The 22,187-nt window shown below is 75.3% G+C and carries 26 protein-coding genes; 16 read left to right on the top strand and 10 right to left on the bottom strand.

Annotated features, from left to right (window positions below; translation table 11 throughout):
- The first annotated feature begins 24 nt into the window (after nucleotides 1–24).
- The gene (locus ABD994_RS05390; RefSeq protein WP_345411484.1) at nucleotides 25–1,734 is read left to right on the top strand and encodes an alpha-keto acid decarboxylase family protein; all 1,710 of its coding nucleotides are present in this window, start codon (nucleotides 25–27) and stop codon (nucleotides 1,732–1,734) included.
- Between the two features lie 34 nt (nucleotides 1,735–1,768).
- Here ABD994_RS05390 and ABD994_RS05385 read toward each other — a convergent pair whose 3' ends face one another.
- Entirely contained in the window at nucleotides 1,769–2,233 is a 465-nt protein-coding gene (locus tag ABD994_RS05385; protein ID WP_345411482.1) for a MarR family winged helix-turn-helix transcriptional regulator, read from the bottom strand.
- A 76-nt stretch (nucleotides 2,234–2,309) separates the two neighbouring features.
- Here ABD994_RS05385 and ABD994_RS05380 point away from each other — a divergent pair, with 76 nt between their 5' ends.
- Together ABD994_RS05380 and ABD994_RS05375 are read left to right on the top strand one after the other, a co-directional pair.
- Complete coding sequence (locus tag ABD994_RS05380) at nucleotides 2,310–2,699, top strand: nuclear transport factor 2 family protein (RefSeq protein WP_345411480.1); 390 nt, start codon at nucleotides 2,310–2,312, stop codon at nucleotides 2,697–2,699.
- Nucleotides 2,696–3,673, top strand: coding sequence for a hypothetical protein (locus ABD994_RS05375; RefSeq protein ID WP_345411478.1), 978 nt, complete (start codon nucleotides 2,696–2,698; stop codon nucleotides 3,671–3,673). Before ABD994_RS05380 ends, ABD994_RS05375 begins: the two co-directional genes overlap by 4 nt.
- On the opposite strand, the gene ABD994_RS05370 is transcribed toward ABD994_RS05375, so the two are convergent.
- The 3 genes from ABD994_RS05370 to ABD994_RS05360 all read right to left on the bottom strand — a co-directional run bounded on the left by ABD994_RS05370 (nucleotide 3,595) and on the right by ABD994_RS05360 (nucleotide 6,430).
- On the bottom strand, nucleotides 3,595–5,097 hold the full coding sequence (locus ABD994_RS05370; RefSeq protein ID WP_345411476.1) for a flavin-containing monooxygenase: 1,503 nt from the start codon (nucleotides 5,095–5,097) through the stop codon (nucleotides 3,595–3,597). The genes ABD994_RS05375 and ABD994_RS05370 overlap by 79 nt on opposite strands.
- Nucleotides 5,094–5,561 carry a cupin domain-containing protein gene (locus ABD994_RS05365; RefSeq protein ID WP_345411474.1) on the bottom strand — a complete coding sequence of 156 codons (468 nt, stop codon included), beginning with the start codon at nucleotides 5,559–5,561 and terminating at the stop codon, nucleotides 5,094–5,096. Before ABD994_RS05365 ends, ABD994_RS05370 begins: the two co-directional genes overlap by 4 nt.
- Nucleotides 5,562–5,650: 89 nt before the next feature.
- Complete coding sequence (locus tag ABD994_RS05360) at nucleotides 5,651–6,430, bottom strand: IclR family transcriptional regulator (protein ID WP_345411472.1); 780 nt, start codon at nucleotides 6,428–6,430, stop codon at nucleotides 5,651–5,653.
- 2 nt (nucleotides 6,431–6,432) lie between these two features.
- Here ABD994_RS05360 and ABD994_RS05355 point away from each other — a divergent pair, with 2 nt between their 5' ends.
- Genes ABD994_RS05355 through ABD994_RS05340 form a run of 4 tightly spaced genes read left to right on the top strand, consistent with a single transcriptional unit; the run spans nucleotide 6,433 to nucleotide 9,576 of the window.
- Entirely contained in the window at nucleotides 6,433–7,275 is an 843-nt protein-coding gene (locus tag ABD994_RS05355) for an SDR family oxidoreductase (RefSeq protein ID WP_425550027.1), read from the top strand.
- On the top strand, nucleotides 7,269–7,760 hold the full coding sequence (locus ABD994_RS05350; RefSeq protein WP_345411470.1) for a cupin domain-containing protein: 492 nt from the start codon (nucleotides 7,269–7,271) through the stop codon (nucleotides 7,758–7,760). Before ABD994_RS05355 ends, ABD994_RS05350 begins: the two co-directional genes overlap by 7 nt.
- A complete protein-coding gene (locus tag ABD994_RS05345; protein ID WP_345411468.1) occupies nucleotides 7,757–8,650 on the top strand; it encodes an alpha/beta fold hydrolase in 894 nt (297 codons plus the stop codon). Before ABD994_RS05350 ends, ABD994_RS05345 begins: the two co-directional genes overlap by 4 nt.
- A complete protein-coding gene (locus ABD994_RS05340; protein WP_345411466.1) occupies nucleotides 8,647–9,576 on the top strand; it encodes a DODA-type extradiol aromatic ring-opening family dioxygenase in 930 nt (309 codons plus the stop codon). Before ABD994_RS05345 ends, ABD994_RS05340 begins: the two co-directional genes overlap by 4 nt.
- A gap of 9 nt (nucleotides 9,577–9,585) precedes the next feature.
- Here ABD994_RS05340 and ABD994_RS05335 read toward each other — a convergent pair whose 3' ends face one another.
- Nucleotides 9,586–10,518 (bottom strand): endonuclease/exonuclease/phosphatase family protein, encoded by a 933-nt coding sequence (locus ABD994_RS05335; RefSeq protein WP_345411464.1) that lies wholly within the window; start codon nucleotides 10,516–10,518, stop codon nucleotides 9,586–9,588.
- 8 nt (nucleotides 10,519–10,526) lie between these two features.
- Nucleotides 10,527–11,852, bottom strand: coding sequence for a carboxylesterase/lipase family protein (locus ABD994_RS05330; RefSeq protein ID WP_345411462.1), 1,326 nt, complete (start codon nucleotides 11,850–11,852; stop codon nucleotides 10,527–10,529).
- 68 nt (nucleotides 11,853–11,920) lie between these two features.
- Between ABD994_RS05330 and ABD994_RS05325 the strand changes: the two genes are divergently transcribed.
- Complete coding sequence (locus ABD994_RS05325; protein ID WP_345411460.1) at nucleotides 11,921–12,343, top strand: SRPBCC family protein; 423 nt, start codon at nucleotides 11,921–11,923, stop codon at nucleotides 12,341–12,343.
- A 52-nt stretch (nucleotides 12,344–12,395) separates the two neighbouring features.
- Complete coding sequence (zwf, locus tag ABD994_RS05320; RefSeq protein ID WP_345411458.1) at nucleotides 12,396–13,892, top strand: glucose-6-phosphate dehydrogenase; 1,497 nt, start codon at nucleotides 12,396–12,398, stop codon at nucleotides 13,890–13,892.
- A 3-nt stretch (nucleotides 13,893–13,895) separates the two neighbouring features.
- Here the strand turns inward: zwf and ABD994_RS05315 are convergent, their stop codons facing one another.
- Together ABD994_RS05315 and dinB are read right to left on the bottom strand one after the other, a co-directional pair.
- Nucleotides 13,896–14,417 carry a VOC family protein gene (locus tag ABD994_RS05315; RefSeq protein ID WP_345411456.1) on the bottom strand — a complete coding sequence of 174 codons (522 nt, stop codon included), beginning with the start codon at nucleotides 14,415–14,417 and terminating at the stop codon, nucleotides 13,896–13,898.
- A 39-nt stretch (nucleotides 14,418–14,456) separates the two neighbouring features.
- The gene (dinB, locus tag ABD994_RS05310; RefSeq protein WP_345411453.1) at nucleotides 14,457–15,656 is read right to left on the bottom strand and encodes a DNA polymerase IV; all 1,200 of its coding nucleotides are present in this window, start codon (nucleotides 15,654–15,656) and stop codon (nucleotides 14,457–14,459) included.
- Nucleotides 15,657–15,790: 134 nt separating this feature from the next.
- On the opposite strand from dinB, the gene ABD994_RS05305 reads away from it, so the two are divergent.
- From ABD994_RS05305 to ABD994_RS05295, 3 genes are all read left to right on the top strand, one after another.
- Nucleotides 15,791–16,243 carry an Hsp20/alpha crystallin family protein gene (locus ABD994_RS05305; protein ID WP_345411451.1) on the top strand — a complete coding sequence of 151 codons (453 nt, stop codon included), beginning with the start codon at nucleotides 15,791–15,793 and terminating at the stop codon, nucleotides 16,241–16,243.
- Between the two features lie 108 nt (nucleotides 16,244–16,351).
- Nucleotides 16,352–16,759 (top strand): MerR family transcriptional regulator, encoded by a 408-nt coding sequence (locus ABD994_RS05300; RefSeq protein ID WP_345411449.1) that lies wholly within the window; start codon nucleotides 16,352–16,354, stop codon nucleotides 16,757–16,759.
- Nucleotides 16,756–17,811, top strand: a complete 1,056-nt coding sequence (locus ABD994_RS05295) for a patatin-like phospholipase family protein (protein ID WP_345411447.1) — start codon at nucleotides 16,756–16,758, stop codon at nucleotides 17,809–17,811. The genes ABD994_RS05300 and ABD994_RS05295 overlap by 4 nt, the downstream gene beginning before the upstream one ends.
- Here ABD994_RS05295 and ABD994_RS05290 read toward each other — a convergent pair.
- The gene (locus ABD994_RS05290; RefSeq protein WP_345411445.1) at nucleotides 17,780–18,481 is read right to left on the bottom strand and encodes a M24 family metallopeptidase; all 702 of its coding nucleotides are present in this window, start codon (nucleotides 18,479–18,481) and stop codon (nucleotides 17,780–17,782) included. The genes ABD994_RS05295 and ABD994_RS05290 overlap by 32 nt on opposite strands.
- A 38-nt stretch (nucleotides 18,482–18,519) precedes the next feature.
- Between ABD994_RS05290 and ABD994_RS05285 the strand changes: the two genes are divergently transcribed.
- From ABD994_RS05285 to ABD994_RS05270, 4 genes are all read left to right on the top strand, one after another.
- Nucleotides 18,520–20,091 carry an IucA/IucC family protein gene (locus ABD994_RS05285; RefSeq protein ID WP_345411443.1) on the top strand — a complete coding sequence of 524 codons (1,572 nt, stop codon included), beginning with the start codon at nucleotides 18,520–18,522 and terminating at the stop codon, nucleotides 20,089–20,091.
- Entirely contained in the window at nucleotides 20,088–20,396 is a 309-nt protein-coding gene (locus ABD994_RS05280) for a Dabb family protein (protein WP_345411441.1), read from the top strand. The genes ABD994_RS05285 and ABD994_RS05280 overlap by 4 nt, the downstream gene beginning before the upstream one ends.
- Before the next feature lie 29 nt (nucleotides 20,397–20,425).
- Nucleotides 20,426–20,869, top strand: a complete 444-nt coding sequence (locus tag ABD994_RS05275; protein ID WP_345411439.1) for a universal stress protein — start codon at nucleotides 20,426–20,428, stop codon at nucleotides 20,867–20,869.
- Nucleotides 20,870–20,957: 88 nt separating this feature from the next.
- Nucleotides 20,958–21,356 carry a hypothetical protein gene (locus tag ABD994_RS05270; RefSeq protein ID WP_345411437.1) on the top strand — a complete coding sequence of 133 codons (399 nt, stop codon included), beginning with the start codon at nucleotides 20,958–20,960 and terminating at the stop codon, nucleotides 21,354–21,356.
- A 14-nt stretch (nucleotides 21,357–21,370) separates the two neighbouring features.
- Here ABD994_RS05270 and budC read toward each other — a convergent pair whose 3' ends face one another.
- Nucleotides 21,371–22,144, bottom strand: coding sequence for a meso-2,3-butanediol dehydrogenase (gene budC, locus ABD994_RS05265; protein ID WP_345411435.1), 774 nt, complete (start codon nucleotides 22,142–22,144; stop codon nucleotides 21,371–21,373).
- Nucleotides 22,145–22,187: the final 43 nt, after the last annotated feature.

The following is a 22,187-nucleotide window of genomic DNA, read 5'->3' as shown; positions in this document are numbered from 1 at the left end:
GACACAGCTCCCTACCCTCGCACCGTGCCCGATTCTCCGATGAGCGACTACACGGTGGCCGACCACCTCGTCGACCGGTTGGCCGAGCTGGGCGTGGACCGGATCTTCGGCGTCCCCGGCGACTACAGCCTGGCGATGCTCGACCACGTCACCCACCACCCCACCGTGCGGTGGACCGGCACCACCAACGAGCTCAACGCCGGCTACGCCGCGGACGGCTACGGCCGGCTGCGCGGGATCGCCGCGCTGTGCACGACGTTCGGCGTCGGCGAGCTCAGCGCGATCAACGCCATCGCCGGCAGCTACGCCGAGCACGTCCCGGTGGTGCACGTCGTCGGCGCGCCGGCCCTGACCAAGCAGGCCCAGCACCGGCCCCTGCACCACACGCTCGGCGACGGCGTCTTCGGCCACTTCACGGCCATGCACGCCGACATCACCTGCGCCCGCGCGTCGCTGACCCCCGACGACGCGGTCGCCGAGATCGACCGGGTGCTGCGCGAGGTCCGCGACCGCCGCCTGCCCGGCTACCTCGTCGTGCCCGCCGACGTCGCCGCCGCGCCCGCGGAGCGGGCCACCACGCCGCTGCCCCCGCCCGTCGACACCACCGACCCCGAGGCGCTCGCCGGCTTCGTCGACGCCGCGCGCCGGCTGCTCGACACGGCCGCGACGCCCGACGACGTCGCCGTGCTGGCCGGGCTCTCCGTGCACCGTCTCGGGGCGGCCGGGACGCTCGCCGGGCTGCTCGCCGCCGGCCCCCTGCCGCACGCGACCACCCCGTGGGCCAAGAGCCTGGTCGACGAGAGCGCGCCGCGCTTCGCCGGCACCTACACCGGCGCCGCCAGCCCGCCGGCGACCCGCGCCGCGGTGGAGGACGCCGCCGTGCTCGTGGTCGCGGGCGTGACCTTCACCGACCTCGACAGCGGCATGTTCACCCAGCACATCACCCGCAGCCGCACCATCGAGGTGGGGCCGCGCTCGGTCACGGTCGGCGCGGCGTCCTTCGCCCCGGTCGAGCTGCCGACCGCGCTGGCCGCCCTCACCCCGCTCGTCGAGGAGGTCGCCGCGCGGCGCACCGGGCCCGCCCCGTCGGCGCCCCTGGCCGACCCGACGCCGGCCCCCGCGGCCGCGCCCGACGACGAGCCGCTCGGCCAGACCAGCCTCTGGCAGGAGGTCAGCGGCTTCCTGCGCAGCGGCGACATCGTGCTCGCCGACCAGGGCACGAGCTTCTACGGCATGGCCCCGCACCGGCTCCCGCAGGGCGTGACGTTCGTCGGCCAGCCGCTGTGGGCGTCGATCGGCTACACGGTCCCGGCGCTGCTCGGCACGTGCACGGCGCTCCCGGGCCGGCGCGGGGTGCTGCTCGTCGGGGACGGCGCCGCGCAGATGACCGCCACCGAGCTCGCGACGGTGATCCGCGAGCGGATCCCGGCAGTGATCGTCGTCGTCGACAACGACGGCTACACCGTCGAGCGGGCGATCCACGGACCCGACGAGTCCTACAACGACATCACGGCGTGGGACTGGACGCTGCTGGCCCGGGCGATGGGTGGCGGGGACACCGTTGCGGCGTCGCACGCCCGCACGGTCGGCGAGCTGCGCGCCGCACTGGCCGACGCCGACGCCCACCCCGAGCGGGTCACGCTCGTGCAGGCGGTCGTGCCGCGCGACGACGTCCCCGAGCTGCTCGCGGCGCTCACCCGGGTGCTCGGCTCGGCGCCGGCCCCGGCGCACTGAGGTCCCGGCCCTGCGCCCGGCACCGCGCACGCGCTCAGTCGGCGCGCAGCGTCCGGTAGCCGGGGTGGACGCCCGGGCGCAGCCCCCGGTCGGCGGCGACCTTCTCGAGCAGCGCGCGCAGGGTCGCCCGCTCCTCGGGGTCGAGGGCGGCGAGCTCCGCGGCGTCGTGCTCGCGGGCGACCCGACCGATGTCGTCGAGCAGGGCGGTCCCGTCGTCGGTGAGGTGCACGGCGTGCAGCCGCCGGTCCGACGGGTTGCGGCGCCGCTCCACGAGCCCCCGCTGCTCGAGGCCGTCGACGAGCGCGACCAGCCGCGTCGCCGGCGTCCCGAGCGTCTCGGCGAGCGCCTGCTGGCTGCTGCCGGGGGCCGCGGCGACGGCGCGGAGCAGGCCGGTCTGCGGCGGCGTGAGGTCGAGCTCCGCGATCCGCGCGGCGAAGGCCTGGGCGCAGTGCGTGCCCAGCTGCGTGAGCAGGAAGGCCGCGCCGATCGGGGTGGTCACGGGTCGAACGATAGCCCTTGACGAACCATGTCTCCAGCAGGATCGTGACAACTTGTCACGATGACAGGAGGACACCATGGTCACCACTCTCCCCCGCACGGTGCCCGAGCTCGTCGAGCGCTGGTCGGCCGCCGAGGCCGCCCGGGACAGCGGGGCGCTCGCGGCGCTCGCCACCGACGACGTCACGCTCGTGGGCCCCGTCGGCTTCGTGCTCGACCGGGCGGCCTGGCTGCGTCGGTTCGACGACGGCCTGTCCTACGACGCCCTGGCGGTCGAGGACGTGGCGGTCCGCGAGCACGGTGACCACGCCGTGGCCGTCGCGACCCAGACCCAGTCGGCGTCCTACCGCGGCCACACCACGGCCGGCCGGTTCCGCGTGACCGTCGTGGCCAGCCGCGACGGCGAGGGCTGGCGGCTGTTGTCCGCGCACCTGTCCGGGCCGCTGCGCGAGGGCGCCCCGCGGTGACCGCGCCGGCGCCTGCCGCGGTGCGCACGACCTGGTCGTGGCCGCGCGTCCTGGGGGTCACGGGCGCGGTGCTGCTGGTGGCGATGGTCGTGCACGTCGTCGCGCTCGTCCTGCTCGGCGGCCCGGTCGGCGGGCCGGTGTCGCTGCGCAAGCCCGCGACGTTCGCCGAGACCGGCTGGCTGCTGTGCTGGTCGGTGGCGCTGGTGCTGGCCCGGCTCCGGATGCGCCCCTGGCAGCGCCACGTCGTCGGGGTGGCGGTGCTCGCCTTCGCGGTCGTCGAGCCCGTCGTGATGGGGATCCAGGCCTGGCGGGGCGTGCCGAGCCACTACAACTTCTCCACCCCGTTCGACGCCGCCCTCGTGCGCATCGGCGCCGCGGGCACCGCGGCGGTGTTCGTCGTCGGGATGGTGGTGCTGCTCGTCGCCACCCTGCGCTCGCCCGGGACCTCCTCGCACGGCACCCCGCCCGAGCTGCGGCTCGGCGTCGCCGCGGGCGTCGTGGTCACGCTCGTGGCCTGCGCCGTCGGCATGGTCATGATCTCCACGAACAGCGGGGTCTACCGCGGGGGCCTCGGCAGCGGGTTCGGCCGCACCGGGGCCTACTTCGGCCCCGACGCCGCCACCGTCGGCCCGGACTACGCCGGCTTCCGCCCCGCCACCGCCGGCGGCGACCTCGTCCTGCCCCACGCCGTCGGGGTGCACGGCATGCTCCTGCTCGCCGTGCCGGCGGTGCTGCTCGCCGGGACCGCCGCCCACCACCGCCTCGCGCTCGTGGCGACCATGGTCGGCGCGGTGCTCCTCGCCCTCGCCGTCCTGCTCGTCCACGCCTTCCGGATGCTGCCCCTCGACGCTCTGGGCGTCCCGGCCCTGGTCGTGCTGGCGCTCTGCGTCCTGGCCTATCTGGGCGCGCTGGCCTCGGCCGGGCGGTCGCTGCTCGCGAGCCGCTCGACCAGCCGGCGGGTGACGTCCGCGTAGGCCGAGGGGTTCACGGGGTTGAACCACTGCCCGAACCGGGCGCGGCGGGGGATGTCGAGGTCGAGGTCGCCGAGCACCTCGTCGACGTTGTGCAGCGAGAACGGGATGATCTTCGTGCCGTGGCAGTGGTGGCCGTCGGTCGCGGTGTCCATGAACGCGAGCTGCTCGTCGACGCGCCGGCGCAGCTCCGCGCGGTCGGGCAGGGCGACGCGGTCGGCCAGCAGCGACGCGATCCACACCGCTGCCATCTCGGCGTTGAGCGGGCTGAAGAACGACGAGTTGTAGCCCGCGAACGTCAGGTGATCGACGTCGGTCGGCAGGATCTGCCGGTGGAGCAGGAAGTTGCCGCGCTCGTCGACGAGGCGCCCGGCCACATCGGCGGGCAGGAACGGCACGCCCTGGGTGAACCCGGTGGCGCACACGAGCAGGTCCGCGGCCAGCACCGTCCCGTCGTCGAGCTCGACGTGCGGGGCGCCGTCCTTCTCCAGCAGGCGGGTGATCGTGCGGTCGCGCCGCACCCCGATCGTCCCGGCGCGCACGGCTTCGTAGAAGCCGTCGGTGGTCAGGCCGATGGCGCCGCGGACGATGTCCTCGAAGCAGCCGCGCGGCACGAGGTCGAGCTCGCGCAGCCCGAACTGCCGGGTCGTGACCGGGCCGAGCGAGTCCAGGACGCGGCTGCGCACGCCGTTGGCCGGCCCGTGCAGGAACTTCTCGACGCCGCGGAGGTAGCGGTAGCGGAACAGCGACTCGCCGAGCCGGGTCAGCAGCAGGTGCTTGAAGTTGAGGAACCCGCCCACCCAGCGCGGCACCTTCCACACCAGCTGGCGGGCCACGACCGTCGTCGACGCGGCCGCGTCCCCGACGGCGACCGCCAGGTCGCACGCGGTCTTGCCGTAGCCGAGGACGACGACGCGCCGGTCGCGCGCCTGCTCCGGGTCGTGCAGGGCATTCGCCGGCAGCACCTGCCCGCCGGCGGCGGTGAACTCCTCCTGGCCGGGCAGGTCGGGCATCGCCGGCTCGCAGAAGACACCGTTGGCCACGACGAGGTGGTCCACCGCGTCCGTGCCCGCGTGCTGCCCGGACGTCGTCAGCTCCCACCCGCCGTCGCGCGGCACGGCGGCGGTCACCTCGGTCCCCAGGCGCAGCAGGCGGTCGACGCCGGTGTGCTCGGCGTAGGCCGCGAGGTAGGCCTGCACCTGCTCGCCGGAGGGCCACTCGGGGTGGTCCGCGGGCATCGGGAAGTCGGAGAACGCGTACGTGTCGCGCGGGCTCTGCGTCGACAGGCCCGGGTAGCGCCGGGTCGCGCTCCACACCCCGCCGACGTCGGGGGTGCGGTCGTAGACGACGACGTCGTGCCCGACGGCCGTCAGCACCTTCGCCGTGACGAGCCCCGCGACGCCCGCGCCGACGATCCCGACCCTCACGACGGGCTCCCCGCCGGCAGCCGCAGCTCGATCCCGAAGTCGGCCATGATCGCCTGCATCACCGAGATGTCCTTCGGTCCCGGGGGCAGGTCGGCCAGCGCCTGGTAGTACGCCTCGAGCCCGGCCGGCGAGACCACGGAGATCACCCGCGCCTCGTCGTCGTACGGGTTGCGGAAGGTGTGGACGACGTCGCGGGGCAGCAGCAGGTAGTCGCCCGTACCGAGGGTGAAGTCCTCGCCGCCGAGCATCACGTCGAGCTTGCCGGCGAGGCAGATGAACGACTCGTCCTCGCGGGTGTGCACGTGCGGCGGGGGCCCGTTCACGCCGCCCGGGACGGCGTACTCGAACAGCGAGTAGGCGTCCTTGGTGTTCTCGCCGGTCGCCTTCGCCGTGATGCCGATCCCGATCGCCGGGATCTGCCGGCCCTCCCGGGACGAGAGCATGTACCCGCCGCCCAGTGACATCTGCGCCTCCTCGTGTGGGTCGGCTCACAGAGTCCGGCGGGGCCGCGGGCACGTCCAACCCACGGTCCCGGCCAGTGGGACCGATGGTGCTAGCGGCGCGCGGCGTAGGCCCGCGACGCCGCGGCCGCCGCGAGCTGCACCGGCGGGCCGGCGCGCTCGGAGCGCACGGCGGCCGAGGGGCCCGTCACCGACAGGGCGGCGACGACCTCGCCGAGCGGGCCGAAGACCGGGGCGGCGACGCAGGAGACGCCGATGTTGCCCTCCTCGCGCTCGACCGCCCAGCCGCGGTCGGGGATCGCGGCGAGCTCGCGGCGCACGGCGTCCGCGGCGGTGAGCGTGCGCGGGGTGCGGGCCGGCAGCGGACCGGCCAGCGCGGCGTCCACGGCCTCGGCCGGCGACCACGCGAGGATCGCCCGGCCCAGCGCCGAGCAGTAGGCCGGGATGGTGCCGCCCACCTGCGAGAGCATCGGCATCGGCCGGTGCCCCGTGATCTTCTCGACGACCAGCACCTCGGCGCCGTGCAGCACCCCGAGCTGCACGGCGACCTTCACCGCGGCGTGCAGGTCGTGCAGGAACGGCAGCACGGCCTCGCGCAGCTCGTGGCGGATCGGGACCAGCCCGGAGAGCTCGAAGAGGCGCTGGCCGATGCGGTACCGGTCGCCGGGCTTGTCCAGCCAGCCCAGCCGCAGCATCCGGTCGGCCGTCCGGTGCGTGGTGGAGCGCGGCAGCCCGCAGCGGTGCACCAGCGCGGCCAGCGTCAGCTCGCGGTGGGTGGCGTCGAAGGCGTCGAGGATCGCCGCCGCGCGGTCGAGCCCGCCGGCGGCCTCACCGGTCCGCGCCGTCGTGTCCCGATCAGTGGGACTCACCATCGCTGTCTCCTCGACCGGCCCGCCACGCTCGACCCGGATCGAACAGGGAGGGCGTCATCACGGCAAGCACGGCAACGACGGCGCTGGTCGGCGGCGGCGCGAGCGGCATCGGGCGCGCGACCGCCGAACACCTCGCGCACGACGGGTGGGACGTGGTCCTCGTGGGCCGCACCGAGGAGCGGCTCCGGGCGACGGCGTCGGAGCTGACCGCGAAGAACGGCCGCGACGTCCGCTGGGCGGTCGGCGACCTCGGCGACGCGGACGCCGCCGACGACCTGGTCGCCGACGTGGAGGACCGCTTCGGGGAGCTGGCCGTCCTCGTGCTCAACACCGGCGGGCCCCGGCCCGCGCGCATCCTCGACCTCGACGCGGACGACTGGCGCGACGGCGCGGAGCTGCTCCTGGTCGGCCCGCTGGCGGTGGCCCGCAACGTCGTGGTGGGCATGCAGGAGCGCGGGTTCGGCCGCGTGGTCCTGGTGACCGGGACCGCCGTGCGCCAGCCGATGCCCGAGCTGGCGCTGTCGACGGTGCTGCGCTCGGCGGCGACGGCGGCGATGAAGCTGCTCGCGGGCGAGGTGGCCGCCGACGGCGTGACCGTCAACTGCGTGGCGCCCGGCCCGGTCGCCACCGACCGGCGCGCCCAGATCGTCGCCAACCGCGCGGCGACGGCGGGCGTCAGCACCGAGCAGGCCGACGCGGACGACCTCGCGGTGGTCCCGGCCGGCCGCGCCGGCGAGCCCGGCGAGGTCGCCGCGGCGATCGCGTTCCTCGCCTCGCGGGACGCGGGCTACGTGACCGGGACGGTGCTCACCGTCGACGGCGGACGGACGGAGACGACGTGGTGACCTTCGACATGGCGGCGTTCCTCGCCGGCCTGAACCCCGAGGTGCCCCCGAGCGGCGCGCGGCCGCTCGTCGTACACGCCGACGAGCTCCAGCCGCTGCCGGCCGGCGAGGTGCACAACCCGACGTCGCTGTCGGTCGCCGGGAACCTGCCGACGGCGACGTTCGAGCTGTTCCGCCAGACGATCCCGCCCCGGCAGAGCTCGGACATGCAGCGCCACCACCACGAGACGGTCCACTTCGTCATCGCGGGCGACGGCTGGTCGGAGATCGAGGACGAGACCGTCGAGTGGACCGACGGCAGTTTCGTCTACACGCCGCCGTGGACGTGGCACCGCCACCACAACGCCTCGACCGGGCGCCCGGTCGAGTTCCTGACCATCGAGAACTCGCGGCTTCTCGGCGCGCTCGGGGTCAACCGGCGCCAGAGCGCCGGGCTGGTGACCGTGGCCGAGGCCCGGGCCATGTTCAAGGGAGACCCGTCGTGAGCGACCACGTCAGCATCTGGGCCGAGCTCGCCGACGTCGACCACGAGCTGCGGCACGTGACGGTGTCGCTGGCCGATGGGAACGGGGTCCGGACGCGCGTGCTGCGCGCCGGCGCCGGTCCCGACCTCGTCCTGCTGCACGGGACCGGCGGGCACCTCGAGGCGTACGCCCGCGACATCGCCGGGCTCGCGCGGAGCTTCCGCGTCACGGCCTACGACATGGTCGGGCACGGCTGGTCGGACCTGCCCGACGTCCCGTTCACCGTCGACGTCCTCTCCGACCACCTGCTCGGGCTCATGGACGTCCTGGGCATCGCGCGGGCCCACCTGTCGGGCGAGTCGCTCGGCGGCTGGGTCGCCGCGTGGACCGCCGCGCACCACCCCGAGCGCGTCGAGCGGCTCGTGCTCAACACCCCGGGCAACATCGCCAACAAGCCCGAGGTGATGGCACGCCTCAAGGCCAGCACCACCGCCGCCGTCGCCGACCCCTCGGACGCCACGGTCCGGGCCCGGGTGGCCTGGCTGTTCCACGACAAGAGCATGGTCACCGACGAGCTCGTCGACCTGCGCCGCGCCGTCTACACGCGCGACGGGTTCCGCCGGGCGGTCGACAACATCCTCGTGCTGCAGGACCCGGCGACGCGCGCCCGCTACAGCTGGGACGCCGCGTGGGTCGGGCGCATCACCGCGCCGACACTGCTGCTCTGGACCGACCACGACCCCACCGGCGGCCTCGACGAGGCGCAGATGCTGCTCGACTGGCTGCCCGACGCGCGGCTGCACGTCATCACCGGCGCCGGGCACTGGCCGCAGTGGGAGAAGCCCGACGAGTTCGTCGAGCAGCACGAGGCCTTCCTGGGTGCCGAGACGGCGGCGGCGGTGCGGTCGTGAGCGAGGTCGTCGGCTTCGTGGGGATGTCCCACTCCCCCTTCGCGACGCTCCTGCCACCGGCCGCGAGCGACGCCCCCGGTGCGCGGTTCCTCGACGACGCCGCCCGCGTCCGCGACGCCGTCGCGCGCCTGGCGCCGGATGCCGTGGTGGTCGTGGGTCCCGACCACTTCCACGGCAACTTCTACGACGTCATGCCGCCGTTCGTGCTCGGCGTCGAGGAGGTGACGGGGTTCGGCGACTTCGGCAGCACGTCGGGCGCCCTGCCGGTGGCGTCGGAGCTCGCGTGGTCGGTCCACGCCGGGCTGACCGACGCCGGGTTCGACCTCGCGCTGTCGTACGCGCTGACCGTCGACCACGGGATCGTGCAGGGCTTCGAGATGGTCACCGGCGGGACGGTCCCGCTGGTCCCGCTGGTGCTGAACACCGCGGCGCCGCCGCTGCCGACGCTCGCGCGCTGCGTCGCGCTCGGGGAGGCGCTGGGCAAGACGCTGGCGGCCGGGCCGGCCGGGCGCGTGCTGGTGGTGGCCAGCGGCGGGCTCTCCCACTGGCTGCCGTCGAACGATCCGCGCGACCCGTCGGTGGTGGGTGAGAAGCGCGCGTCGCTGATCCACGGCCGGCAGGACGCGCAGGCCTTCGCCGCCGCGCGCGAGCCCAAGGTGCGAGCGATGGGCGGCGACCCGGGGGCGCGCGTCAACGACGCCTGGGACCGCTGGTTCCTCGACCGGCTCACCGCCGGCGACCTCGACGCGATCACCGCCCTCGGGCACGCGGGCCTGGAGGAGGCGGCCGGCACCGGCGGGCACGAGGTGCGGACGTGGCTGGTCGGCGCGGCCGCGGTCGCGGCGCCGCTGGCCTGGACCAGCTACGAGCCGGTGCCGGAGTGGATCACGGGGATGGGCAGCGGGGCGACGTTCCCGGTGGCCTGAGCCGCGTGATCACCCCAGGCGCGCGAGGACGGCCCGGTGGTCGCTGCCGGGCAGGTCGAGCACGCGGGTGGAGCGCACGGCGAGTCCGCCGCCGCCGAGCACGTGGTCGATGCGGAACCCCAGCCACCGGGGCCACCTCGCCGGCCACGTCGCCGGCCCCGCGGGCGCACCACCCTCTCCGAGGGCGGCGAGGCCGCGGTGCTCGACGGTGGTGTTGAGGTCGCCGGCGACGACGGTCGGCCCGGCCGCGGCGGCGCGCCAGGCGGCGACGAGGTCGAGCTCGTCGGCCCACCGGCCGGTCAGCCCGGGCACCGGGGCCACCGGGTGGGCGGCGAGCACCCGCACGTCGCCGAGCGTCCCGCCGCCGACCTCGAGCCAGCCGTAGAGGCCGCCGAGCAGGACCGGCGCAACCTTGACGTCCCCCAGCGACGGCGCGACGAGCACCGCCGTCCACGGCCCGTCCGGGTCGTCGGGCACGTGGCGGTGCGGCCGCGGTGGCGGGGCCGTGTCGGCGCGGTAGCCGAGCCCGGGGTCGAGGTGCCCGGCGAGGCGGGCGAGGAAGGGCTCGCCGGCCTCGGGCAGCACGACGACGTCGGGCCGGTGGGCGGCGAGCAGCCGGGCCAGCGCGCCGGGGTCGGCGCGGCCCTGCCAGACGTTGGCGACGAGGACGGTCAGCCGGCCGGGGCCCGGCCGCTCGCGGTGACGGCGCGGGCGGGCGAGCACGAGCCGGGACACCGCCGCCGCACCCAGGGCGGCCGGGCGGGCGCGGCGCGATACCGCGGCCAGGGTGCCGGCCGCGACGTCGACGCCCGCCGCGAGCGCCGGGCGGGCGGCGAGCGCGATCGGCCACGGGAACGTGCGCTCGAGACCGACCAGCTCGGGCACGAGCAGCACCGCGGCCGCGCCCGCGCCCACCGCGCCCCGCCGGGCCGTCCTCCGCACGGAGCCGATCATGGCTGTGGCGGGGTGGGGTCGCCGTGCGGTGCCCCGATGGGGTCGGGCACCTCGGTCACGGTGGTGTCCCAGAGGCGGGTGGTGCCGGTGGCGAGGTCGTAGGGCGCCCAGCCCGGGTCACCGGTGGTGGCGAACCGGACGATGTCCCGGCGCAGGGCGGCGCCCACCGCCCGCGCCTCGTCCGGCGGCGGCGCACCGAGCATCCGCGCGGCCGGTCGCGTGTCGAGCGTGCCGAACAGGAGCGGGACGTCGAGGCCGTGCGCGGCGCCGAGCAGCGGGCTGCGCCAGGTGAGCTCGGCACTCCAGGTGGGCCCACCCGCCGCGGCGTGGGCCCGGGCGACCCGTCGCGTCGGGTGGCGGTGCAGGGCATCGGAGATCTCCTGGAGCTCCGCGTCCGGGAGGGGAGGCAGCGGGTAGGCGCGCGCCTCCTCGCGGGTACCGGTGACCAGCAACGAGATCTGCGGGCGGGGCCGGAGGGCCAGGCCCTCCCACGGCTGGCCCAGGACGACGTCGCCGTCGACCACCGGGCCGAACGCCGTGATCCCGTCCGCGTGGCCCCGCAGCGGGACGTCCTGCGCGGCGACCAGGCGCTCCGGGGCCACGGCCCGGAACCCGGCCGCGGTCGGCGCGACGTCCAGCGCGGCCGCGAGCCGGGCGGTGACCCCGGCCGCGTCGTCGGGCGTGCGGAAGCCCTCGTGCACGCTCATCACCACGGCGCGCTGGAGCAGGCCGGCCGTCGCCGGGTGCGCGAGCAGCACCGCGACGGACGCCCCACCGCCGGACTGGCCCGCTGCCGTCACGCACCCGGGGTCGCCGCCGAACGCCGCCACGTGCTCGTGCACCCAGGTCAGGGCGGCGAGCTGGTCGCGCAGGCCCCGGTTCTCTGGCGCGCCGGGCAGGGCGAGGAAGCCCTCGGCCCCGAGCCGGAACCCGACCGTCACCACCACGACGCCCTCGGCGGCCAGCGCCGCGGCGTCGTACAGGGGCATGCTCGGCGCGCCCCGGACCCAGGCGCCACCGTGGAACCAGACGAGCACCGGCAGCCCGGAGCCGGCGGCCTCGGGGGTCCAGACGTTGAGCGTCAGCTCCCCGAGCCCGTCGCCCGGCCGCCACGGGGACGGTGCGCCGGGGGCCGGCGGGCCCTGCGGCGCGGCCGGGCCGAAGCGCGTCGCGTCGCGGACACCGTCCCACCCGGCGACCGGCACCGGCGCGGCGAACCGCCGCTCCCCCTCCGGTGCCGCCGCGTACGGCAGGCCGAGGAAGACCGCGAGCCCGCCGCGCTCGACGCCGCGCACCGTGCCGGCCGGGGTGCGGAGCTCCACGGCCCGGAACGCTAGCGCTGACCGATCCGTCCACGACGAGCACGAGGCGGGGCGCCAGGATCGGCAGCATGACGACGGAGAGCCGCCTGGTCAGCACCGTGATCGCCCGCCCCTGGCAGGACGTCTACGCGTACACGGCCGACCCCCACAACCTCGTCGACTGGGCGGCCGGCCTGGCCAGCGCCCAGGTCGAGCCCGCCCCCGACCGCCCCGACACCTACGTCGCGGACTCGCCGCTGGGCCGGGTGGAGATCGTCTGGACGCCGGACAACCCGTTCGGCGTCCTCGACCACGTCGTGCGCCTGGCCGACGGCACCGAGATGGACAACCCGCTGCGCGTCGTCCCGCTCGGGGAGGGCGCCGAGGTCGTGTTCCACGTCCGGCGGCGGGCCGGGATGAGCGACGACGACTTCACCCGCGACGCCGACGCGGTCGCGACCGACCTCGCGACGCTGCGCCGTCTCCTCGAGGGGCAGCTGACGGGCCCCTGAACGCTCCGCGGCGCGACCCACGATCGTCACCTGATCCGGCTACGGTCGGCGTATGGCCGACCGCCCGGACAACCACATCGCGTACCCCGGTCCCGGCTCGCGGCCGTTCCGGCGCGACCTCGACCCGATCGCCCCGCACGTCATTGTACTGTTCGGGTGCACCGGCGACCTCGCCAAGCGCAAGCTCCTGCCCGGCCTGGCGTACCTCGCCGAGTCCGAGCTGGCGCCCTCGATCCGCATCGTCGGCACGGCGATGGAGGACCTCGACACCGACGGGTTCCGCGACCTCGCGCACGACGCGGTGCAGAACCACGGCATGCACAAGCTCGCCGAGAGCGACTGGGACGACTTCGCCACGCGCCTGACCTACGTCCCGCAGGGCGCCGGGCCGGAGGGCCTGAGCTCGGCGGTGAAGGAGGCGCAGTCGCAGCTCGGCGACGACGCCCGGCTGCTGCACTACCTGTCGGTGCCCCCGAAGGCCGCCCAGGCGGTGATCGAGATGCTGCGCGACGCCGACCTCGCCAAGGGCGCCCGCGTGGTGATGGAGAAGCCGTTCGGGCACGACCTCGAGAGCGCGGTGCGTCTCAACGACTTCGTGCACCACGTGTTCGACGAGTCGCAGATCTTTCGGATCGACCATTTCCTGGGCAAGGAGGCCGCCCAGAACGTCCTGGCGTTCCGGTTCGCCAACGGGCTGTTCGAGCCGATCTGGAACCGCAACTTCATCGACCACATCCAGATCGACATCCCGGAGTCCCTCGGGCTCGACCAGCGGGCGTCGTTCTACGAGGCGACCGGCGCGTACAAGGACATGGTCGTCACCCACCTCATGCAGGTGATGGCGTTCGTCGCGATGGAGCCGCCGACGGCGCTGGAGCCGCGCGCGATCAGCGAGGAGAAGAACAAGGTCTTCCGCTCGCTGCTGCCGATCCACCCGCACGACGTCGTGCGCGGCCAGTTCGGCGGCTACCGCGACGACCCCGAGGTGGCCAACGACTCGGACACCGAGACCTTCATCGCGCTGCGGGTGGGCCTGGACAACTGGCGCTGGGCCGGAGTGCCGTTCTACCTGCGCACGGGCAAGCGCCTCGCCGAGGGCCAGCGGATCATCTCGATCGCGTTCAAGGAGGCGCCGCGCACGATGTTCCCGCAGGGTTCGGGTGTCGGCACCCAGGGCCCGGACCACCTGACGTTCGACCTCGCCGACAACTCCAAGGTGTCGCTGTCGTTCTACGGCAAGCGCCCCGGCCCGGGGATGCGCCTGGAGAAGCTCTCGATGCAGTTCTCGACGCACGAGACCGACTCGGCCGGCGACGTCCTCGAGGCCTACGAGCGCCTCATCCTCGACGCGATGCGCGGCGACCACACGCTGTTCACCACCTCCGAGGGCATCGAGTCGCTGTGGGAGCGCTCCGTCCCGCTGCTCGCCGACCCGCCGCCGGTGAAGCCCTACCCCGTCGGCTCGTGGGGCCCCAACGCCATCCACCAGCTGATCGCGCCCAACGCCTGGCGCCTCCCGTTCGAGCGGGCCTGGCGGGAGAAGAAGTAGGGCTCAGCGGTTCGTCAGCGCCTCGTCGATCGTGCGGTACACGTAGCTCGGCGGCGCGGACGGGTATGGGCGCCAGGACGGGAGCGCGTCGGGCGCCTCGGACGGCGCCGTGCTCGCCGGGCCGTACTCGAAGAGCCACCAGATGGTGCCCCACGGGTCCCGCAGGCGGGCCAGGCGCTGGCCGCCGTGGAACGGGGTGGTCTCGGTGACGACCTCGGCCCCGGCGGCCCGCGCGCGGGCGACGACCGCCTCCGCGTCGCGGACGTAGACCTGCAGCAGCGCGGAGGTCGGCGCCCAGTGCGGCTTGGCGTCGCAGAGCATGATCGTGGAGTCGCCGACCCGGACCTCGGCGTGGATGAGCAGGCCGTCCGCGTCGACGGTGTGCGCGGCCCGGGTCTCGTGGCCGTCGAACACCTCGGTCACGAACCGGAGGAAGGCCTCGGCCCCGCCGTCTCCGCGGACGGCGACGAACGGGTTCACGGTGCCGTAGCCGGGCGGGAGGTCGCCGCCGGTCAGGAGGTCCATAGCCACAGCGTCTCGAGAGACCCGGACAGGGACGGTCCGCTACTCCGGCAGCATCGGCATCTCGACGCCCTGGTCGCGGCCGAGGAGCGTCGCGCGCGTGACCGAGGAGAGCCCGTAGCGCTCACGCACGTCGTCGACCACGACGTCGAGCGCGAGCGGGTGGGCGTCGCCCGCGAACGGCAGCTCGAGCTGGGCGCCGCCGGAGTCGTCGAGGTTGCCGACCGCCACGCCGAGCATCGACAGGCCCCGGTCGGCGATCAGGGGCGTCGCGGCCTCGACGAGCAGGCGGACCGCGGCCATGACCGCGTCGGTCTCGGCGGTGGCCGCGGCCAGGGTGTGCGAGCGCGTCGCGCGCGTGAAGTCGGCGAACCGCAGCCGCAGCGTCACCGTGCGCCCGGTGCGGCCGGCCCGGCGCATGCGGCGGGTCACGCGGTCGACGAGGCCCATGAGCACGGCGTCGACGCGCTCGGGCGGCATCGGCTGGCGGCCGAGCGCCCGCTGGGCGCCCACCGACCGGCGCCGGACGCCGACCCGCACCCGGCGCGGGTCGCGGCCGTGGGCCAGGGCGTCGAGGTGGCGGCCGGCGGCCCGCCCGAGCAGGGACTCGAGGGTGGGGCCGCCGATGGCCGCGAGGTCGCCGACGGTGGTGACGCCGTGGCCGCGCAGCTTGCGCGACGTCACCTCCCCCACCCCCCAGAGGACCTCGACGGGCAGCGGGTGCAGGAACGCGAGCTCGCCGCCGGGCTCGACGACCAGCAGCCCGTCGGGCTTGGCGACGCGGCTGGCCACCTTGGCCAGGAACTTCGTGCCGGCCAAGCCCACGGTGATCGGCAGGCCCACGTCGTCGGCGACCGCGCGGCGCAGCCGGGCCGCGATCTCCGGCGGCGGCCCGGCGATCCGCCGCAGGCCGGAGACGTCGAGGAACGCCTCGTCGATCGAGATCGGCTCCACCAGCGGCGTCACCGAGGAGAAGACCGAGAACACCGCCCGGCTGGCGCCGCTGTAGGCCTCCATGCGGGGCGGGACGACGACCGCGTCGGGGCACAGGGCGCGCGCCATCCGCCCGCCCATCGCCGTGCGCACCCCGCAGGCCTTGGCCTCGTAGCTGCAGGCCAGCACGACGCCGCCGCCGACGATCACCGGCCGGCCGCGCAGCGCGGGGTCGTCGCGCTGCTCGACCGAGGCGTAGAAGGCGTCGAGATCCGCGTGCAGGATCGTCGGCTCCCCGGACACGAACACATGTTCGCACGACGTCCCGACGGTGGGGGATCGACGTACAGACTCTTCTTGCACAAACCTGTAGGCCGAGCTATAACTATGTGCACCAGCAAGCAGCAGGTACGCAGTGCGGCGACGGAAGGAGATGACCGATCGTGCTGCTGAACTACGACCCCTTCGACACGTTCCGTGCGCTGGAGCGCCTGACCAGCGGCTCCCGGCAGCAGGCGGTGAGCGGCATGCCGATGGACGTGTACCGCGCCGGTGACCACTTCGTCGCGTCGTTCGACCTGCCCGGCGTGGACCCGGGGTCGATCGACGTGTCGGTGGAGGGCAACGCGCTGACCGTCACGGCGGCGCGCACGGCCCCGAGCGGTGAGGGCGACTACCTCGTGGCCGAGCGTCCCCGCGGGCGCTACAGCCGCCAGCTGATGCTCGGGCGCGACCTGGACACCGAGCGGCTGCACGCGTCGTACACCGACGGCGTGCTGACGCTGACGATCCCCGTCGTCGAGAAGGCCAAGCCGCGGCGCATCGAGATCCAGCACTCGAACGCCACGACCAGCATCGAGGGCACCCAGCACGAGAAGGAGGCGCCGACGTCCTGATCCCCACCGAGCACGACAGCCCGACCTCCACCGAGACGTGAGCACCCGCCGGGCCGGCCCCGGCGGGTGCTCACGCATGGAGGGACACCACCGCGAGAGGAGGACCGCGTGGGCACCGAGCGCCTCGACGACCACGACTACCCGTCGTTGACGATCGGCCAGGCCGCCGAGCTCATCGGCGTCGCGCCGGCCTTCCTGCGCAGCCTCGACGCGGCGGGCCTCCTGCACCCGCACCGCTCCGGCGGCGGCCAGCGCCGTTACTCGCGCCGCCAGGTCGACTTCGCCGCGCGGGTGCGGGCGCTGTCCGACGAGGGCCACACGATCGTGGGTGCCGCCTCGATCCTCGGCCTGCGCGGCGACCTCGCCGAGGCGCAGCGCGACCTGGAGACCGCCCGGTCCGAGCGCGACGAGGCCCGCGCACAGCGGGACGAGGCCCGCGCGGACCTCGACCGGATGCGGCGGGCGGCCGGGGTCGGCGGCGCCGCCGCGGCGACGCGAGGATCATCGGGCGCATGACCAGGAGCACCGCGACGCGGCGGGCGGACCTCGTCCTCGAGGGCGGCGGGGTCAAGGGCATCGGGCTGGCCGGTGCCGTCGCGGCCCTGACCGACCGCGGCTGGACGCCGCACCGCATCTCCGGCACGTCCGCCGGCGCCCTCGTCGGGGCGATGGCCGCCGCCGGGGCGACCGGCGAGCAGCTCGGGGAGATCACGTCGCGGCTCGACTTCCGCCGGGTCGGCGACCGCGGTGGCATCGGCCGGCTCCCGCTCGTCGGGCCCGCGCTGGGCTTCCTCGGCGGCCAGGGTCTCTACCAGGGCGAGTGGCTGCACGCGTGGGTCACCGAGGAGCTGGCCGCGCTCGGCGTCCACACCTTCGGCGACCTGCGGATCGACGACCCGTCGCTGCCGCCCGACCAGCGCTACCGCCTCGTCGTCACGTGCTCTGACCTCACGCTGGGCCAGCTCGTACGCCTGCCCTGGGACTACCGCAGCGTCTACGGGCTCGACCCGGACACCCAGCCCGTCGCCGACGCGGTGCGGGCGTCGATGGCGATCCCGTTCCTGTTCCGCCCCGCGACGCTGACCAACCCGCGCACCGGGGTCGTGTCCACCCTCGTGGACGGCGGGCTGCTGTCGAACTTCCCCATCGACTCGCTCGACCGCACCGACGGCCGCGAACCGCAGTTCCCGACGTTCGGTGTCACGATCACCACGGCGCCCAAGCCGGGCATCGGTGACCGGGTGGCGCTGTTCCACTCCCGCTGGTTCGACATCCCCCAGCCCGCGCCGTTGCGCCTGCTCGAACAGCTGATCACCACGATGATCCTGGGCCGCGACCAGGCGGTGCTCAACCAGCCGTGGGTCGCGGCCCGCACCATCCACGTCGACGCCGGCGCGGTCGGGCTGCTCGACTTCGGCATCTCCCCGGCGCGGTCCCGCGCGCTCTACGACGCGGGCTACCGGGCGGCCTCGGCGTTCCTCGACCGGTTCGATTGGCGCGCCTACAAGCGCCGCTTCCGCCGCGAGGCGGCGTCGCTCAGCGGTGCAGGGTCAGCAGCTGCTCGGTGAACCCGCCGAACCCGCGCTCGCGGTCGACGAGGTGCACCTCGAGGATCCAGTGCGCGGTGCGCCCGGACGGGTCGGTGGTGCGCATCGGGCGATCGTTGGCCGGCGTGATGTAGCTGAGCAGGCGCTCGCCGTCCATCAGCTCGTGGGGGAACTCGCCGACCAGGTGGCCCGCGTGCGAGCCCCCGAACGTCCAGCCCCGCTCCTGCGCGAGGCGGCAGACCTCGGCGTAGAGCTCGGCGCCGGTGACGTCGGGGTGCGCCTCGAAGTACGCGCGTCCGGCGGCCCAGACGGCGTCGAGGTCGTCGCGCAGCCGCAGCTTGTCGGGGTCGTCGCCGAGCACGAACGTGCGCCCGACGTCGGCCTCCCAGTCGCTGAAGATGGGTCCCAGATCGAGGAACACCACGTCGTCGGCGGCGATCACGCGGTCCGGCGGGTTCTCGGCGTAGGGCTGCAGCGTGTTCTCCCCGGCCCGCACGACGCGCTTGTGCCAGTGCCTGTCCGTGCCGAACAGCTCGGCGCCGAGGTCGCGGACCTCGTCGGAGACCTGCTTCTCGCCCTTGCCGGGCGCGACCAGCCCGCGCCGCACGACCTCGTCGAACAGCGCGACGGCCTTCTCCTCGGCCGCGATCAGCTCCCGGGCCCGCGCGTCCTCGTCGGTGGCGGTGGTCATGGCCGTCATCCTGCGCCGTGCCGGGCAGACTGGCCAGCGTGAGCAGCCTCGGCAGCCTGGCGAGGGCGCAGGCGGCGGCGCAGGAACGCCTGGTCACCTCGCTGCTGCGCGAGCTCGCCCCACCGGCCGTGCGCGACGGCGACGTCCTGCGGATCCCGCTACCGGGCGGGGAGCTCGCGGTCGGGGTGCGCACGTGGTCGCCGACGGGTCACCACCGCCTCGCCGACGACGTCACGCTCGACGGGCGGCCGGCCGCCCACGAAGCCGTGGTCGCCGCGGTCCTGGACGCCGTCGGCGCCGGGCCCGGCCACGCCGACCTCGTCGCCGACAGCGTCGCCCGCACCGCCCGCTACCTCGACGCGCCCCCGGTCCGCAGCGGCGACCGCACCCGCGACGCCGAGCAGTCCCTGCGTCTCGGGCACCCGTTCCACCCGACCCCGAAGAGCGCCCAAGGGCTGGACGACGCGGACCTGGGCGCCTGGGCCCCCGAGCTCGGCGCGGCGTTCGTGCTGCACCACCTCGCGCTCGACCCGCGCGTCGTCGTCACCGGCGGCACGCCGCCGGTCCCGCCGGCCGCGGTGGCGGCCCGGCTGACCGCCGGCTGGACCGCGCTCCCCCTGCACCCGTTCCAGGCCCGCGTGCTCGCCGCCGACCCGACCCTCGCCGTCCTCGAGGCCGAGGGCAGCCTGCGGTGGCTCGGCCCGCGGGGCGACCCGGTGTGGCCGACGTCGTCGGTGCGCACGGTGGTCGACACCGTCACCGGCGCCTCGTGGAAGCTCCCGCTGCGCGCCCGGCTGACCCACTTCGTCCGCACGACCCCGCCCGAGCAGGCGTGCCGTGCCGTCGACGCGGCCGCCGTCGTCGAGCGTCTCGGACCGCTGCCGGCGGGCTTCGGCGTGATCGCCGACCGCGGCTTCGCGACCCTCGACCCCGCCGTCGGCGGGGACCGCCTCGCCGCCGACCTCACCGTGATCGCCCGCGCCCCGTTCCCGCCCGGCGGCCCGCGCGTGCTCGCCGGGGTGCTCGAGGAGGGCCCGGACGGCGAGGCGCCGCCGCTGGTGGCCGACGTGCGCGCGGCCGGCGACGTGCACGCGTGGCTGCGCCGCTGGCTCGACGTGTCCCTGGTCCCGCTGCTGGTGCTCTTCGGCCGCGCCGGGCTGGGGTTCGAGGCGCACCCGCAGAACACGCTGGTCACCACGGACGCGGCCGGGTGGCCGACGGCGTGCTGGGTGCGCGACCTGGAGGGCGCCCACGTCCGCGCGGACCGGCTCCCGCCCGGCCTGCCGGCGGACTCCCCGCTGGTCTACCGCCCCGAGGAGGCGTGGCGGCGGCTGCGCTACCACGGCGTCGTCAACCACCTGGCCCTGCTCGTGGCCGTCCTCGGCCGCCACACCGTGGGCGAGGCGGCGCTGTGGGCGACCGTCGCCGACGTCCTGGCCGGGGTCACCGACCGCGACGCCGCGCCCTGGGCGCGGGACCTGCTGGCGAGCCCGACCCTCCCGGCGAAGGCGCACCTGCGCAGCTGGGCCGCCGGACGGGGCGAGGACCCGCTGTACGTGGCCCTGCCCAACCCGATCGCCGCCGCGGCGCGGGGCAGGATGAGCGCATGAGCGTCACCCACGTCGTCCTGTTCACCTGGCACGGCGACGCCGCGGCCGACCCCGCCGTCGTCGAGGGCATCGCGGACGCCCTGCGCCGCTTCGTGCGCGAGTCCGACCTGCCGGGCCTGCAGTCGTGGACGTGCGGGCGCGACGCAGGACTCGCCGCGGGCAACGCGGAGTTCGCCTGCGTCGGGGTGTTCGACGACGTCGACGCCTACACCGTCTACCGCGACCACCCCGAGCACCGCCGGATCATCGACGAGCAGATCAAGCCCTACATCGCCGAGCGCACGGCGGTGCAGTTCACGAGCTAGGGCCACGACCGAGGAGGACGATCAGGGGCATGACGGGCTTCGAGCTCGGGACCGACGGCCCCGGCACCATCCTCACCGCGGTCGACGGGTCGATCACCTCGCTGCGCGCCGGCGCGTACGCCGCGGGGCTCGCACGCCGACAGCACGCGCACCTGCTCGTGGTGACGGTGGTGACGACGCCGTCGCTCGCGGCCATGGCGCCCGGCGCCCTCGCCGTGCTCAGCGACACGGCCGATCAGCTGGCCACCGAGCTGCACGAGGAGGCCAAGCGCTACCTCGACCGGCTGGCGCTCACCGGCGAGCTCATCCGCGTCCAGGGCGACCCGTACACCGAGATCGTGCGGCTGGCCGACGAGCGGCGCGTCGACGGGGTCGTCGTCGGGGCGTCGGCGAAGGCGGGCCACCGCTTCGTCGGCTCGCTGGCGACACGCCTGGTGCGCGCGGGCAAGTGGCCGGTGACCGTCGTTCCCTGACGCATTCACCCGGAAGGACCAGTGATGGGAGCCACTCCGGACCTACAGTGACACGGGTCGCCCTGCTGTCCCTGCTTTCGAGGTCGCCGTGACCACCCACCTCACGCCCGCCAGCCCCGTCCACCTCGCGCCGTCGTACGCGACGCCCGCCTGGCTGGTGCGGGGGCTGACCAACGACCCCGGCGTCCTGAGCCTCTACGCCGGGCGGCTGCGCCTGGTGACCGCCACCGGGGTGGTGTTCGACGCGCCGCTCGGCGCCGTCGAGCGGCTCGCGTTCCCCTGGTACCTGGGCGCGTCGGGGCTGCGCGTGACCGTCGGGGGCCACCGCTACCGGATCGCGCTGCACCGCCCCCACGGCGCCGGTGCCCCGCCGCTGCGCCTGCTCGACGTGGCGACCGGCAGCGCCGAGGACGGCGGCCCCGCCGTGCACTCGGCGCTCGAGGGCCGCCGCGCCGGCCGCGTCTGGCGGACCCTGCTCGGTGTCTGAGCTGGCTGCCTGGGTCAGCCCATGTTCGGCTGACCGTTCGAGGCGCCCAGCCCGCCGTCGACGGGGACGTGCGCGCCGTTGACGAAGCGGGCGTCGTGGCTCGCGAGGAACGCGATGACGTCGGCGACCTCGGCCGGCTCGGCCGGGCGACCCATCGGGATGCGCCGGCGGAAGGCCGCCATCGTGTCGTCGTCGGACCGGATGCCCTCGGACATGTCCGTCGCGGTCAGGCTCGGGTGCACGGCGTTGACGCGCACGCCCTCGCTCGCGTGGTCGAGCGCCATCGCGTTGGTGAGGTTGGTGACCGCGCCCTTGGCGGCGTTGTAGGCCGCCATCCCCCAGTCGCCGCCGAGGCCCGAGACGGAGCCGACGTTGACGATGCTCCCGCCGGTGGCGCGCAGGTGCGGGAGCGCGGCCTTCGAGGCGTAGAACACCCCGTCGACGTCGGTGGCCATGACACGGCGCCAGGCATCGCCGTCGAGGTCGTCGACCGTGCCCGGCTCGGCGACGGCGGCGTTGTTGACCAGCGTGTCCAGGCGCCCGTACTCGTCCACGACCTCCTGCACGAGGGCGGTGACCGCCTGCTCGTCGGAGGTGTCGGCGACGCGGGCGACGAGCGTCGAGCCGCCCGGGGCGTCCGCGACGACCTTGTCGAGCTTCTCCTGCGTGCGGCCGGTGATGACGACCGTCGCGCCCTCGCTGCCGAAGCGGTACGCCGTCGCGGCGCCGATGCCCGATCCGCCGCCGGTGACGACGACGACCTTGCCGGTGGAACGGCCCTGGGTCACGGGATCTCCTCGATGTGGTCGGACGTGGACCGCCCGGGCGTAC

This window comes from Actinomycetospora chlora, assembly GCF_039542135.1.
Taxonomy (GTDB): Bacteria; Actinomycetota; Actinomycetes; order Mycobacteriales; family Pseudonocardiaceae; genus Actinomycetospora; species Actinomycetospora chlora.
This window is presented reverse-complemented; position numbering and strand designations above follow the sequence as displayed.